The organism is Streptomyces sp. NPDC000880 (genome assembly GCF_053599675.1).
Map to the genome: position 1 here is coordinate 1 of NZ_JBSFMS010000065.1, position 13,356 is coordinate 13,356.

Here is a 13,356-nt window from a genome sequence, read left to right on the forward strand (position 1 = left end):
GGGGACAAAGAGGAGGGTGTTTGCGGTGGCCGCCACTCTGCCCAGGAGTTCGCTTGGCGTCTCGCGTTGGACGGCACCTCGGCGGCGCCGGCGAGCATCGCGGCGAGGATCGCGAGGGGGTCCTCGGAGCGGGGGTTGTCGGAGGTCAGTACGGCGGTGTCGGCGAGGCGGGCGGCGGCGGCGCCCATCGGGCCGCGCTTGGTCACATCCCGGTCGCCGCCGCAGCCCAGGACGATGTGCACCTTGCCCTCGGTGACCTTGCGCAGGGAGCGCAGGACCGATTCGACGGCGTCGGTCTTGTGGGCGTAGTCGACGACGGCGAGATACGGCTGGCCCGCCTCCACACGCTCCAGGCGGCCCGGTACGCCGGGGACGGCGGCGATGCCGTCGGCGGCGGTCTGCGGGTCGATCCCGGCGACGGCGAGGGTGACGACGGCGGCCAGAGTGTTGGCGACGTTGAACGGGCCGGGCAGCGGGGCCTCGGCGCGGATCCGCTCGCCACCCGGACCGACCGCGGTGAAGATCGAGCCGACCGCGCTGATTTCCACGTTCTCGGCCCGCCAGTCGGCATCCGGGTGGCCCTCGGCGGAGAAGGTGGTGACCGGGACGGACGCCTCCTTGATGAGCCTGCGGCCGTACTCGTCGTCGAAGTTGACGACCCCGAGCTTGCTGCGCTTCGGCGTGAACAGCTGCGCCTTCGCCTGGAAGTAGTCCTCCATGCCGGAGTGGAATTCCATGTGCTCGGGGCTGAGGTTGTTGAAGACGGCGACGTCGAAGACGCAGCCGTCGACCCGGCCCAGCACGAGGGCGTGGCTGGAGACCTCCATGGCGACCGCCTCGACACCGCGCTCGCGCATGACGGCGAACAGGGCCTGGAGGTCGGTGGCTTCGGGGGTGGTGCGCTCGGACTTGATGCGCTCGTCGCCGATCCGCATCTCGACCGTGCCGATCAGACCGGTGCTGCGGCCCGCCGCCTTCAGCCCGCCTTCGACGAGGTACGCCGACGTGGTCTTGCCGGAGGTGCCGGTGATACCGATCTGGAGCAGGGCCTCGCCGGGCTGTCCGTAGATCTCCGCGGCGAGCTCGCCCATGTGGCCGCGCGGGTTCTCGGTGACCAGGACCGGCAGGCCGGTCGCCGCGGCGCGCTCGGCGCCCGTCGGGTCGGTGAGGATCGCGGCCGCCCCGAGGTCCGCGGCCTGCGCGACGAAATCGGCGCCGTGGAGGCGGGCGCCGGGCAGGGCGGCGTACACGTCACCGGGGCGTACCGCCCGCGAGTCGTGGGTGATGCCGGTGACCTCACCGGTGACCTTGTCGGGACTCGCAGCCTTCGCACCCAGCCGGGCGGCCAGCTCCCCGAGTGATGTCGGGCGGGGCCGGTCCGGACGGGGCGCTCCCGGCTGTTTCGCGGGGGCGTCCTGCTGGGCGGTTCGGTACTGATCAGCGTGCGACACGGCGGTGAGCGTACCGGGCGCACCCGGCCCGGGGCGAAGTGAGGGGCCCCGGGCAACACCGTGGTCCGGCCGGTTCCCGGAATCGGAGGTGATCGTTGTCACTGATTCTTCCTCCGGGTCACTGGCCGGGTTTGAAGGTGACGGGCAACCGGGCGGGGTCGGCGCCGGTCGGGGCGGCCTGGAGGGTCTTCAGGGCGAACTCCATGACCTTCTGGTAGATCGGGCCGCAGATCTGACCGCCGAAGTAGCTGCCCTTGGTGGGGTTCTGGATGGCGCAGTAGACGGTGATCTGTGGCTTGTCGGCGGGCGCGAAGCCGGCGAAGGAGGCGGTGTAGCCCTTGTAGCGGCCCAGTTCCGGGTCGACGCGGTTGGCCGTGCCGGTCTTGCCCGCGACGCGGTAGCCGGGGATTCGGGCCTTGGTGCCGGTGCCCTCCTCGTCGTCGACGACCGACTCCAGCATGGTGGCCAGCGTCCTGGCGGTCTGCTGGCTGACGACGCGCGTCTTCTCGGGGGCGGGCGCGGGGGTGAAGCGGCCGTCGGGCCCCTTGGTGCCGCGGATCAGGGTGGGCTCGATACGTACGCCGCCGTTGGCGATCGTCGAGTAGACCGAGGCCGCCTGCATGGCATTGAGGGAGAGCCCCTGGCCGAAGGGGATCGTGTACTGCTGCGAGGTGGACCAGTCCTGCGGATTGGCGAGGATGCCGGGCGTCTCGCCCGGATAGCCGATACCGCTCGGGCTGCCGATGCCGAACTTGCGCAGATAGGAGTGGAGCACCGCGTTGGCCTCGGACTGCGTCTTGCCGAGCTGGCCGGTGGCCAGGATAGTGCCGATGTTGCTGGACTTGGCCAGTACGCCGTTGAGCGTGAGGTACCAAGTGGGGTGGTCGATGTCGTCCTTGAAGAGCCGGTCGCCGCGGTGCAGCCGGTTGGGGACGACGACGTGCGTGCTGGGCGTGGCGGCCTTCTCCTCGAGCACGGCGGCGATGGACATCACCTTGGCGGTGGAGCCCGGTTCGTACGCGTCCTGGAGTGCGGCGTTGCCCATGGCGGCCGAGTTGGCCTGGGTGAGGTCGTTGGGGTCGAAGCCCGGCGCGTTGGCCATGGCGAGGACCTCACCGGTCTGGGTGTTCTGCACTATCACGTAGCCGCGGTCGGCCTTGGACTTCTTCACCTGGTTGCTGATGGCCTGCTGGGCCGCCCACTGGATGTCCCGGTCGATGGTCAGCTCGATGTCGGAGCCGGGGACGGCGGGAACCTCGCGGGAGCCCGCGGTGGGGACGCGGCGGCCGCCGGACTGGGCGTAGGTGATCTGCCCGTCCTGGCCGGCGAGGGTCTTGTCGAGCATGGACTCAACGCCGCCGCCTCCGCGGCCCTCGGCGTTGACGAAGCCCAGTATCCCGGCGGCGAGATCGCCGTTGGGGTAGACGCGTTTGCTGCTCGGCTCCTGGAAGACGCCGAGCAGCACATTGGCGCCGGGGCCGCCCTTGCGCTTGTCGGCCGCGGCCTTCTCGGCGAAGACGCCCTTGAGGTCCTTGATCTGGTTCCAGACCTGAGGGGTCTGGCCGCGGGCCAGCACGGTGTAGCGGGACCCCGGGGTCTTGAGCTTCTTGGCGAGTTCGGCGGCGTCCTTGCCGAGGATCGGGGCGAGCAGCGCGGCCGCCCGTTCCGGCGCGTCGGGGGCCTTGCTCTCCTTCGGCGTGAACAGCGCCGGGTCGGCGGTGATGTCGTACGCGTCGACGCTGGTGGCCAGGGCGATGCCCGCCCGGTCGGTGATCTCCCCGCGCTCCGCGGTGAGCTTGTGGCTGAGGTAGCGGTTCTTCTCCGCCTTGGCGGCGTACGCGCTCGCGTCGACGGCCTGCACCTGGAGGAGGCGTACGACGAAGGCCAGCATCACCAGGGTCAGGCCGAGGCTCACCAGGCGCAGCCGGGGGCGGGGGCTGCCCAGCCTGATGGTGCGCGGGCGGGTGCGCGGGCGGCGGGACCCCGGTCGGGCGGGCGGCCGCCGGGCAGGACGTGGCACCCGCCGGCGCGGAGGTTGCTTGTGGGGCACTGCGTCACCTGCCGGGGGTCGTCGGGGTCGGCTTCGCGGGCGGGCTCGACGGCTTGGCCGCCCCGGTGGGCGCGGACGGCGCGGGCTTGCGGGCGGGCGCGGACTGCTGCGACTGCGGCGCGGCAGGCGGCGTGGTGGCCGGGGGCGCGGCGGCCGGGGGCGTGGTGGCCGGGGACGACGGGGTTGCCGCGAGGGACGGTGAGGGCGAGGGGGCCGGGGGCGGGGTGACCGGGTCCTGGATCTCCATGATTGACGGAACCGGGATCGGCTGCCCGGTGGCCCGGCGGGGCACCCCGCGGACCGTGCCGTCCGGGTCGAGGAAGGCGGGGCTGCCGCCGGGCACCATGCCGAGCTCGCGGGCCCGCCGCTCCAGTGCGTCGGGGGCGGAGTAGCTGTCCACATCCCGTTGCAGCGCCTGCTGCTCGTCGGTGAGTTCGGTGGTCTTCCGCTTGAGCTCACTCAGCTTGAACGAGCCTTGGTTGAGCGAGGAGTTCAACAGCAGGAGCGTGATCAGGCCGCCGCCGAGGAGCACCACGACCAGCAGGACGAAGGGGGTGCGGGCTGCGCTGCTCGGCCTCGACGGCATCAGCCCGGCGAGCCGCGCGGCCCGCCCCTTCAGCTGCTTGGCCGCTGCGCTCACACGTCCTCCCGGATGCGCTGCGCTCCCCTGAGCCGCGCGGGCGCCGCGCGGCGGTTCTGGGCGACCTCTTCCTCGGTCGGCAGCTCGGCGCCGCGGGTCAGCAGTTTGAGCCGCGGCTGGTACTCCTCGGGGACGACCGGCAGACCCGGCGGCGCCGTGTTGGCCGCGCCGGCCGCGAAGACCTGCTTGACGAGCCGGTCCTCGAGGGAGTGGTACGACAGGACGGCGATGCGGCCGCCGACGGCGAGCGCGCCGACCGCGGCCGGGATGGCATGCTCCAGGACGGTCAGCTCACCGTTGACCTCGATGCGCAGCGCCTGGAAGGTGCGCTTGGCGGGGTTGCCGCCGGTGCGCTTGGCGGCCTGCGGCAGTGCGTCGCGGATCAGCTCGACGAGCCGGGCGCTGTTACGGAAGGGTTCCTTCTCCCGTTCCCGTACGACCGCGGAGACGATTCGCTTGGCCTGCTTCTCCTCGCCGTACATGCGCAGGATCCGGACCAGCTCGCCCGGGGGGTAGGTATTGAGGACCTCGGCCGCGCTGACACCGGTCGTCTGGTCCATGCGCATGTCGAGCGGGGCGTCCTGGGCGTACGCGAATCCGCGGTCCGCCTCGTCGAGCTGCATGGAGGAGACGCCGAGGTCGAACAGGATGCCCTGAACGCGGGGGATCTCCAGGCGCTCGAGGACCTGGGGGAGCTCGTCGTAGACGGCGTGCACCAGGGTGGCCCGGTCGCCGAAGGGGGCGAGCCGTTCGCCGGACAGCCGCAGCGCCTCCTTGTCCCGGTCGAGTGCGACCAGGCGTACCTCGGGGAACTGCGTGAGCAGGGCCTCGCTGTGTCCGCCGAGACCCAGGGTGCAGTCGACGACCACCGCGCCCGGCCGGTCCAGCGCCGGGGCCAGCAGGTCCAGGCACCGCTGGAGCATCACCGGGACGTGTCGGGTCTGGCTCATGCGCGCCCCTCGCAGGGCTCGGGGCGACATTCGCCAGGCGCACGGCTTCTAATGATTCGCTCGCTGCGCTCGCTCATGCGCCCTCTCAGGTCCGGCGCGGGGGGTACGTACGGCCGGGTCCCCGCCCGCAGGTACGCCGCACACGCGGGGAAACATCGAAAATTACAAGCTGTGTTGGAAGTGTCCGTGAACTGCGCGTCACTTTAGTCCACACGTCCTTCCGGTCAATCAACCGGCTGGCGCGTCGCGCGGGGCGTGCGGGGACGGGCCGCGGGCGCGGAGACGTCACTCGTACGGACGCGACCGCATCACGCATGTGGGTTAGGTCACAACAAGGCGCATTGACGTTCTTTTTTCCCCCTCACAGCGAGCTTCGCGGGCCTGGGCCCATTACCGTCATCTTCATGTCGACTTCCGCGCACCAACCTGCCGACGCAGTGCGTTCCGGCGGCACGGTCACCGATCGTCTCGTCGAGGCGAACCAGCGCTACGCCGCCGGCTTCCAGGATCCGGGGATGGACGCCCGCCCCGTGCTGCAGGTGGCCGTGGTCGCCTGTATGGACGCCCGGCTCGATCTGCACGACGCACTCGGGCTGGAGCTGGGCGACTGTCACACGATCCGGAACGCCGGCGGCGTGGTCACGGACGATGTGATCCGCTCGCTGACCATCAGCCAGCGGGCGCTCGGCACTCGCAGCGTCATACTCATCCACCACACCACCTGCGGTCTGGAGAGTCTGACGGAGGACTTCCGGCACGAGCTGGAGGACGAGGTGGGGCAGCGGCCGCCGTGGGCGGTGGAGGCGTTCCGTGATGTCGATCAAGACGTACGGCAATCGATGCAGCGAGTGCGCACCTCACCGTTCCTGCCGCACACCGACGACGTCCGGGGCTTTGTGTTCGATGTGACGGAGGGGCTGCTGCGGGAGATCGACCCCGCTGAGTGACCGCTCACACACCGGACAAAGCAGGGCAACGCCGACAATTCCCTCTCACTTATCCACAGGCGAGTGACACGACGCGGTAACGGCAACAAGAATGCGTGTGTGACACCTTCCGGAACCTTCCGGGGACGGTGTCCGTGTTTCGGGGTGGGCCGGGCCGTCTGAAGAGCATCGGCCCGTAGAACGGGCCGAGGAGGGCCGGGTGACGACCTATGACGATCGAGCGAGCCTCACAGATCTGACCACCACAGCGGAGCGTGTCCGCAGGTCGGTGGAGGGTGTGATCGAGGGCAAGCCTGAGGTCGTACGGCTTTCGCTGACAGTGTTGCTCGCCGAGGGGCATCTGCTGATCGAAGATGTGCCGGGCGTGGGCAAGACAATGCTGGCCAAGGCGCTGGCGCGATCCATCGACTGTTCGGTGCGGCGTATCCAGTTCACGCCGGATCTGCTGCCGTCCGACATCACCGGTGTGTCGATCTTCGATCAGCAGCGGCGCGACTTCGAGTTCAAACCGGGCGCGATCTTCGCCCAGATCGTGATCGGTGACGAGATCAACCGCGCGTCGCCCAAGACGCAGTCGGCGCTGCTGGAGTCGATGGAGGAGCGCCAGGTCACCATTGACGGAAATACGTACGAACTGCCGAGCCCCTTCATGGTGGTGGCCACCCAGAACCCGGTGGAGATGGAGGGCACCTATCCGCTGCCGGAGGCGCAGCGGGACCGCTTCATGGCACGGGTGTCGATCGGTTATCCGAGCGCGGACGCCGAGCTGCAGATGCTCGATGTGCACGGCGGGGTTTCGCCGCTCGACGATCTGCAGCCGGTGGCCCACGCCCACGACATCGTGAAGCTGATCGACGCTGTGCGTACGGTCCATGTCGCCGATTCCGTCCGGCGGTACGCCGTGGAGCTGGTGGCGGCCACCCGCAGCCACTCGGACCTGAGACTGGGCGCATCCCCACGCGCCACGCTGCATCTGCTGCGTGCCGCGAAGGCCTCGGCGGCGCTCAGCGGCCGTGACTACGCCCTGCCGGACGACGTCCAGGCACTGGCCGTGCAGGTGCTCGCGCACCGGCTGCTGCCCACCGCGCAGGCCCAGTTGAACCGGCGTACGGCGGAGCAGGTCGTACTGGAGATCATGCAGCGCACCCCGGTGCCCACGGCCGGCGGCTCGGACAGCGTCTATGTCCCGGGCCGGCCGGCCCAGGCGCCGCTCTACGGCCAGCAGCCCGGCGCCCGGCGGCTGTGATGTCGTCGGCCGGGGACCCCGCCTCGGCGGAAGGCAAGGACACGAGCGGAGTGCGGGCGGCCCTGGGCGGGCTCACCACACGCGGGCGTTCCTTCCTCGCGGCCGGCGTGGCGGCGGCGGTGTGCGCGTATGTCCTCGGGCAGGGCGACCTGCTTCGCGTCGGGTTGCTGCTGGCCGTGCTGCCGCTGATCAGTGTGGCCGTGCTGTACCGCACCCGCTACCGGGTCGCGGGCAGCCGGCGACTCTCGCCCTCGCGGGTGCCGGCGGGATCCGAGGCGCGGGTCCACCTGCGCATGGACAACGTCTCGCGGCTGCCCACCGGGCTGCTGATGCTCCAGGACCATGTGCCGTACGTGCTGGGGCCGCGACCCCGGTTCGTGCTGGACAGGGTGGAAGCGGGCGGCCGGCGCGAGGTGTCGTACCGGGTCCGTTCGGATCTGCGCGGGCGCTATCCGCTCGGGCCGCTGCAGCTGCGGCTGAGCGACCCGTTCGGGATGTGCGAACTGACCCGTTCCTTCAGCGCGTACGACACCCTCACCGTCGTTCCGCGGACCGAGGCGCTGCCGCCGGTGCGGCTCGCCGGCGAGGCCGCGGGGTACGGCGACGGACGGCACCGCTCGCTGGCACTGGCCGGCGACGACGACGTGATCCCGCGCAACTACCGCTACGGCGACGATCTGCGCCGGGTGCACTGGCGCTCCACCGCGCGCTACGGCGAGCTGATGGTGCGCCGCGAGGAGCAGCCGCAGCGGGCCAGGTGCACAGTGCTGCTCGACACCCGGCGGATCGCCTATGAGGGCGCGGGTCCCGACTCGGCGTTCGAGTGGGCGGTGTCGGGCGCGGCCTCGGCCCTGGTGCACATGCTGGAACGGGGCTTCGCCGTCCGGCTGTTGACGGACACCGGAAGCTCGGTGCCCAGTGAGAGCGCCGACGGCTTCGCCGGGTCGACCCAGGAGTCCGCGGACTCCGCGGGTCTGATGATGGACGCGCTCGCGGTCATCGACCACTCCGACGAGGCCGGGCTCTCCCGCTCGTACGACGTGCTCCGCGGCGGGAACGAAGGACTGCTGGTCGCCTTCTTCGGCGATCTGGACGAGGAGCAGGCTGCCCTGGCGGCCCGCATGCGGCAGCGCAGCGGCGCGGCCGTCGCCTTCGTCCTGGACAGCGGGACCTGGGTGACGAGCGGCGCGGTGGCCGGGGCGGTCGACGACCGGCTGAGGCTGCTGCGCGAGGCGGGCTGGACGGCCCTGTCCGTCCGGCCCGGGACGCCTCTCTCCGACCTGTGGCAACAGGCTGGCCGGGAGCGCAGCGAGTCGCCCAGCAGTGGTACGAACGGTTTCTCTGGGAGTTGGTCATGAGCGGTCGCGGACGGCTGGCCCTCTGTGCCTACGCCGCCACCCTGATGGCGGCGGGCGCGATGCTGCCGCTGGTCGATCCGGCGAGCTGGATGGTGCAGGCGGCGTTCCTGCTGGCGATCCAGAGCGGGGTGGGCGCGTTTGCCCGGCGGGTGCCGCTGGCCAAGCCGCTGACGGTGACGGTGCAGGCGCTCGTCATGCTGCTGCTGCTCACCGTGGTCTTCGCCCGGAGCCAGGCGATTCTCGGCGTGCTGCCGGGTCCCGAGGCGTTCCAGCAGTTCGGGACGTTGCTGAACGCGGGTGGCGAGGACGTCGGGCAGTACGCGATCCCGGCACCGGCGACCGACGGCATCAGGATCATGGTGATCGGCGGGGTGCTGCTGATCGGCCTGGCGGTGGACGCGCTCGCGGTGACGTTCCGCAGTGCCGCCCCGGCCGGGCTGCCGCTGCTGGCGCTGTACTCGGTGGCCGCGGGCCTGTCCGGCGGCGCGAGCTGGATGTGGTTCCTGCTCGCGGCCTCCGGATATCTACTGCTCCTGCTGGCCGAGGGCCGGGACCGGCTCTCCCAGTGGGGCCGTGTCTTCGGCGGTGCCGCGGCAGGGCAGGGACGCACCCCGGCCGGGTTCGACTCGGCGGGCGGCGATCCCCTGGCTCCGGTTCGTACGGGCCGCCGGATCGGCGCGCTCGCGCTGGGCGTCGCGCTCGTGGTCCCGGCGGCTCTGCCCGCACTGGACGGCGGGCTGCTGGGCAGCCCGGGCAGCGGGAGCGGCGCGGGCTCCGGCGGCGGCACCATCTCCGCGGTGAACCCGCTGGTCTCGCTGCAGGACAGCCTCAACCAGCCGGAGGACCGCGAGGTCATCCGGTACCGCACCAACGCGACGGACACCAAGGACCTCTATCTGCGGATCGTCGCGCTGGACCAGTTCGACGGGACGGCGTGGAAGTCCTCGGAGCGCAAGGTCAAGGACGTGCCGGACCGGCTTCCGCAGCCGGACGGCCTGAGCCAGTCCGTAGGCGTCACCGAGATCAAGACGAACATCTCGGCCGCGGGCTCGTACAGGCAGAGCTGGCTGCCGCTCCCCTACCCGGCGACGCAGGTACAGATCAGCGGACGCTGGCGCTACGAGCCGGCCGGCCGGACCCTGGTGGGTGACCGTGGTCAGACCACGCGTGGCGCGCAGTACTCCGTCACCAGCCTGCTGGTGAAGCCGACGCCGGATCAGCTGGCAAACGCGCCTGCCCCGCCCGCCGAGCTGCTGCGCGAGTACACCCGGGTGCCCGATGCGCTTCCCGACGTGGTCAGGAACACCGCGACGGCGGTGACCAAGGGCGCCACGAACGACTACGAGCGGGCGGTCAAGCTCCAGGACTGGTTCGCCATCGACGGCGGCTTCCGCTACGACACCCAGGTGCGGTCGGGCACGGGCGTCAACGCGATCTCCCGCTTCCTGAGGGACAAGCAGGGCTTCTGCGTCCACTTCTCCTTCTCGATGGCCGCCATGGCCAGGACGCTGGGCATCCCGGCGCGGGTCGCGGTGGGCTTCACTCCCGGCTCCCCGCGGTCGGACGGCACCATGTCGGTCGGACTGCGCGATGCGCACGCCTGGCCGGAGCTGTACTTCGAGGGCGTGGGGTGGACGCGGTTCGAGCCGACCCCGAGCCGGGGCTCCGCGCCCGACTACACGCGCCCGGAGTCACCGTCCGGCGGGGCCACCAACCCGACACAGCCCGAGACCAGCGCTTCGGCAGCGCCGTCGGCGGCGCCTTCGGTGTCGGACAGCTGCCCGGCGCAGGCAAGGCGGCTCGGCGAGTGCGGCGCGGCCGCTCCGCAGGAGATCCTGCCGCCGGCCGACCCCGGGACCCCGCTGGGGATCGTGCTGGGTGTGAGCCTGGCCGCGGTGGCGGTGGTGCTGGTGCCGCTGCTGCCGATGCTGTGGCGGATCAGGGTGCGTGCGCGACGCCTCGGTTCCGGCGGGCGTACGTCCGCGGACGCGGCGGACCGGACGCTGGCGGCCTGGCAGGAGATCTCCGATACGGCGTGGGACCACGGCATCCTGCCCGACCAATCGCAGACGCCGCGCAAGGCCGCTGCCCGCATCGTCCGGCTCGGACGGCTGGAGGGCGAGGCGGCCGACGCCGTGCACCGGGTGGCGAGTGCGGTGGAGCAGGTGCTGTACGCGCCGGAGCCCCGGCCGGGCACGGGGCTGGCGGATGACGCCGAGCAGATCCGGGCCGGGCTCGGGGCCGAGGTGAGCCGCGGTGTGCGGCTGTGGGCACTGCTCGCGCCCCGCTCCACCGTCCGAGTGGTGTGGGCCCTGTCGGCCCGCTGGGCGTCCGTTACGGACCGGTGGGGCGTGCGCCGCTGGCGTCTTGACCGGTGGTCGGGAAGCCGGTGGTCGGCCGGCCGGTGGTCCGGAATCCTGCGCCGCGCATCCCGGCAGCGAGGCTGACGCTGGTCTGACGGCAGCGGGCCGGGCGCGAGCCCGGCCCGACTCCCGCTCGAGGCGCTGAACGAGAAACGGTGAGGGGCGGCGCTCTTGAGCGTTGCCCCTCACCGTTTCAGCACGTTTTGATAATGCGGTTCACTGGCCCTGTTCGTCGCGGCGGCGCTGCCACCGCTGCTCGATCCGGTCCATCATCGACCTGCGCCGACGGGGATGTCGGCGATCGGGAGCTGCCGTGTCCCCCAGGGTCTGCTGCTCACCTGGTTTGGGCGCTTTGCGCCATCCGGTGACCGCGAGCACCGCACAGCCCAGCATGACGAGGAACCCCACCACGCTGATCCAGATCTGCTGCGCAACCATTCCAGCCATGAGGAGCGCGATACCCACCAGGAAGCCGACGACTGCCTGGTAGACCCGTCGCCGGGTGTATGTACGCAGCCCGCTTCCCTCAAGCGCTGTCGCGAACTTGGGATCTTCGGCGTACAGCGCTCGCTCCATTTGCTCGAGCATTCGCTGCTCGTGCTCCGAGAGCGGCACGGAGTCCTCCTAGTTGTCGGCCGCGGGGGGCGACCGGTAAGCGGCCCTTTCAGGATAGGCAGGGAATCGCCCCCGTGAAACCCGCCCTCTACGCCAATTCGCCAGTCCGGGCCGCCATGGCGGCTTGGGTGCTGAGGCGTAGATTCCCCAACCTCCGATCCGTCATGCCGGATGGTGTCCTCCGATCATACGGGGCGAAGCCCACTATCGGGGGGTCTGTGGCGTACTCCATGTGCGGCTGCGCCGCTGATCAGCCCCGCTTCTCGCCCAGAACGTGCAGCTGAGTCGCGACGGAGTGGAAGGCGGGCAGCTCGGCCGCCGCCGCCTCCAGCTTGAGCAGCGCCTCCAGGGCGCCGGGTTCGGTGTCCACCAGAACGCCCGGGACCAGGTCGGCGAAGACCCTTACGCCGTGCACGGCACGCACCTCGACACCGGCCTCGGCGACGAGCTCGGTGAGCTGCTCGGCGGTGAAGCGGCGCGGCACCGGGTCACCGTCACCCCAGCGGCCCTCGGGGTCGGTGAGCGCTCGGCGGGCTTCGGTGAAGTGCCCGGCCAGCGCCCTGGCCAGGACGGCCCCGCCGAGCCCGGCGGCGAGCAGGCTGATGGCGCCGGCCGGACGGAGCGCGTCGACCGCGTTGCGTACGCCCTCGGCGGAGTCGTCCACGTACTCAAGGACGCCGTGGCACAGCACCGCGTCGTACCCGCCACGCTCGACGACGTCGAACAGGCCGTGGATGTCGCCCTGGACCCCGCGGACCCGGTCGGCCACACCGGCCTCAGCGGCCCGGCGCTCCAGCGCGAAGAGTGCGTTCGGGCTGGGGTCGACCACGGTGACGCGGTGCCCGAGCTGGGCGACGGGCACCGCGAAGTAGCCGCTGCCGCCGCCGGTGTCGAGGACGTCCAGGGCGTCCGTCCCACTCGCCTTGACCCGGCGGTCGAGGGCGCCCTTGAGGACGTCCCAGACCACGGCGGTACGGAGGGAGGCGCGGGGGCGCATCAGGTCCGACACGGCAGTTGACTCCTCGGACGGTGCGAATACGTTGAAGACTCAGTCCACCCTATTGCCTCCGCCGGGCGCCCCAGCCCTCCCCGTCTCACCGCCGGCGGCCCCCTGCGCCTCACCCTGCGGCGTCCCCCGCCTCCGGCTGCTCGGCCCTCGGCCGCGGCAGCACCGGCTGGAGCACCAGAAGCCGCTCGACCAGGCGCAGGAACATGGCCGCGTCGCGCAGCAGATCGTCGGCGTCGCGGCGGCTCGCCGCGCCCTGTATGCCCGCCTCCGCGCGCGCCCTGCGCCGGGCGCCCGATGCGAACAGGGCGCTCCATTCGGCCAGTTCGGGCGCGATCTCCGGCAGGACTTCCCAGGCGCTTCGGATCCTCTGCCTGCGGCGTGCGCTGGTCTCCGGGCGGCCGCGGGCGGCCAGCACCGCGGCAGCCGTGCGCAGGGCGGCCAGATGGGCGGTGGCGTACTGCTCGTTCGGCGTTTCGAGAGTGGTGGCCTCGTCCAGTCCCGTACGGGCCTGGGCGAGCAGGTCGAGGGCGGCGGGCGGTGCCGAGGCCCGCCGCAGGACGGGGTGCACGTCGTTTGCCGGTCCGGTCGGTGAGGGGGCAGGGCCGGTGGCGCGGCGCCGGTGTGCGGCTGCTGCGTAGGAGCTGGCCATGACGAACCTCCTGTCGTCGTGTGACGGCACTGTGGCCGTATGTGTCCATCGTGGGGGCCGCCACTGACAATCGGCTCT

Annotated in this window: 11 protein-coding genes; 4 read left to right on the forward strand and 7 right to left on the reverse strand. The window is 71.5% G+C overall.

The window, feature by feature from the left end; translation table 11 throughout:
• From ACWDO5_RS21180 to rsmH, 4 genes are all read right to left on the reverse strand, one after another.
• Positions 1 to 1,553: UDP-N-acetylmuramoyl-L-alanyl-D-glutamate--2,6-diaminopimelate ligase (locus tag ACWDO5_RS21180; RefSeq protein WP_450531880.1), on the reverse strand; the 1,553-nt coding region annotated here is incomplete at its 3' end.
• Positions 1,554 to 1,569: 16 nt separating this feature from the next.
• Positions 1,570 to 3,501, reverse strand: a complete 1,932-nt coding sequence (locus ACWDO5_RS21185) for a peptidoglycan D,D-transpeptidase FtsI family protein (RefSeq protein WP_450531881.1) — start codon at positions 3,499 to 3,501, stop codon at positions 1,570 to 1,572.
• A gap of 4 nt (positions 3,502 to 3,505) precedes the next feature.
• Positions 3,506 to 4,141 (reverse strand): FtsB family cell division protein, encoded by a 636-nt coding sequence (locus ACWDO5_RS21190; protein ID WP_450531882.1) that lies wholly within the window; start codon positions 4,139 to 4,141, stop codon positions 3,506 to 3,508.
• The gene (rsmH, locus tag ACWDO5_RS21195; protein WP_450531883.1) at positions 4,138 to 5,091 is read right to left on the reverse strand and encodes a 16S rRNA (cytosine(1402)-N(4))-methyltransferase RsmH; all 954 of its coding nucleotides are present in this window, start codon (positions 5,089 to 5,091) and stop codon (positions 4,138 to 4,140) included. Before rsmH ends, ACWDO5_RS21190 begins: the two co-directional genes overlap by 4 nt.
• Before the next feature lie 404 nt (positions 5,092 to 5,495).
• Between rsmH and ACWDO5_RS21200 the strand changes: the two genes are divergently transcribed.
• The 4 genes from ACWDO5_RS21200 (at position 5,496) to ACWDO5_RS21215 (ending at position 11,089) form a co-directional block, all read left to right on the forward strand.
• A complete protein-coding gene (locus tag ACWDO5_RS21200; protein ID WP_450531884.1) occupies positions 5,496 to 6,038 on the forward strand; it encodes a beta-class carbonic anhydrase in 543 nt (180 codons plus the stop codon).
• Positions 6,039 to 6,237: 199 nt separating this feature from the next.
• Positions 6,238 to 7,284: an AAA family ATPase gene (locus ACWDO5_RS21205; protein ID WP_450531885.1), complete on the forward strand. Its 1,047-nt coding sequence runs from the start codon at positions 6,238 to 6,240 to the stop codon at positions 7,282 to 7,284.
• Complete coding sequence (locus ACWDO5_RS21210) at positions 7,284 to 8,642, forward strand: DUF58 domain-containing protein (protein WP_450531886.1); 1,359 nt, start codon at positions 7,284 to 7,286, stop codon at positions 8,640 to 8,642. Before ACWDO5_RS21205 ends, ACWDO5_RS21210 begins: the two co-directional genes overlap by 1 nt.
• Positions 8,639 to 11,089 carry a transglutaminase TgpA family protein gene (locus ACWDO5_RS21215; protein WP_450531887.1) on the forward strand — a complete coding sequence of 817 codons (2,451 nt, stop codon included), beginning with the start codon at positions 8,639 to 8,641 and terminating at the stop codon, positions 11,087 to 11,089. The genes ACWDO5_RS21210 and ACWDO5_RS21215 overlap by 4 nt, the downstream gene beginning before the upstream one ends.
• 132 nt (positions 11,090 to 11,221) lie before the next feature.
• Here ACWDO5_RS21215 and ACWDO5_RS21220 read toward each other — a convergent pair whose 3' ends face one another.
• From ACWDO5_RS21220 to ACWDO5_RS21230, 3 genes are all read right to left on the reverse strand, one after another.
• A complete protein-coding gene (locus ACWDO5_RS21220) occupies positions 11,222 to 11,620 on the reverse strand; it encodes a DUF3040 domain-containing protein (RefSeq protein WP_450531888.1) in 399 nt (132 codons plus the stop codon).
• A 250-nt stretch (positions 11,621 to 11,870) separates the two neighbouring features.
• On the reverse strand, positions 11,871 to 12,629 hold the full coding sequence (locus ACWDO5_RS21225) for a methyltransferase (protein WP_450531889.1): 759 nt from the start codon (positions 12,627 to 12,629) through the stop codon (positions 11,871 to 11,873).
• Positions 12,630 to 12,738: 109 nt separating this feature from the next.
• Positions 12,739 to 13,278, reverse strand: a complete 540-nt coding sequence (locus ACWDO5_RS21230) for an SAV_6107 family HEPN domain-containing protein (protein WP_450531890.1) — start codon at positions 13,276 to 13,278, stop codon at positions 12,739 to 12,741.
• Positions 13,279 to 13,356: the final 78 nt, after the last annotated feature.

What these genes read in the sequence shown, in the direction of transcription:
- rsmH (WP_450531883.1), bottom strand. Translation starts at nt 5,091, where the DNA reads ATGAGCCAGACCCGACACGTCCCGGTGATGCTCCAGCGGTGCCTGGAC.
- ACWDO5_RS21200 (WP_450531884.1), top strand. Translation starts at nt 5,496, where the DNA reads ATGTCGACTTCCGCGCACCAACCTGCCGACGCAGTGCGTTCCGGCGGC.
- ACWDO5_RS21215 (WP_450531887.1), top strand. Translation starts at nt 8,639, where the DNA reads ATGAGCGGTCGCGGACGGCTGGCCCTCTGTGCCTACGCCGCCACCCTG.
- ACWDO5_RS21210 (WP_450531886.1), top strand. Translation starts at nt 7,284, where the DNA reads ATGTCGTCGGCCGGGGACCCCGCCTCGGCGGAAGGCAAGGACACGAGC.
- ACWDO5_RS21230 (WP_450531890.1), bottom strand. Translation starts at nt 13,278, where the DNA reads ATGGCCAGCTCCTACGCAGCAGCCGCACACCGGCGCCGCGCCACCGGC.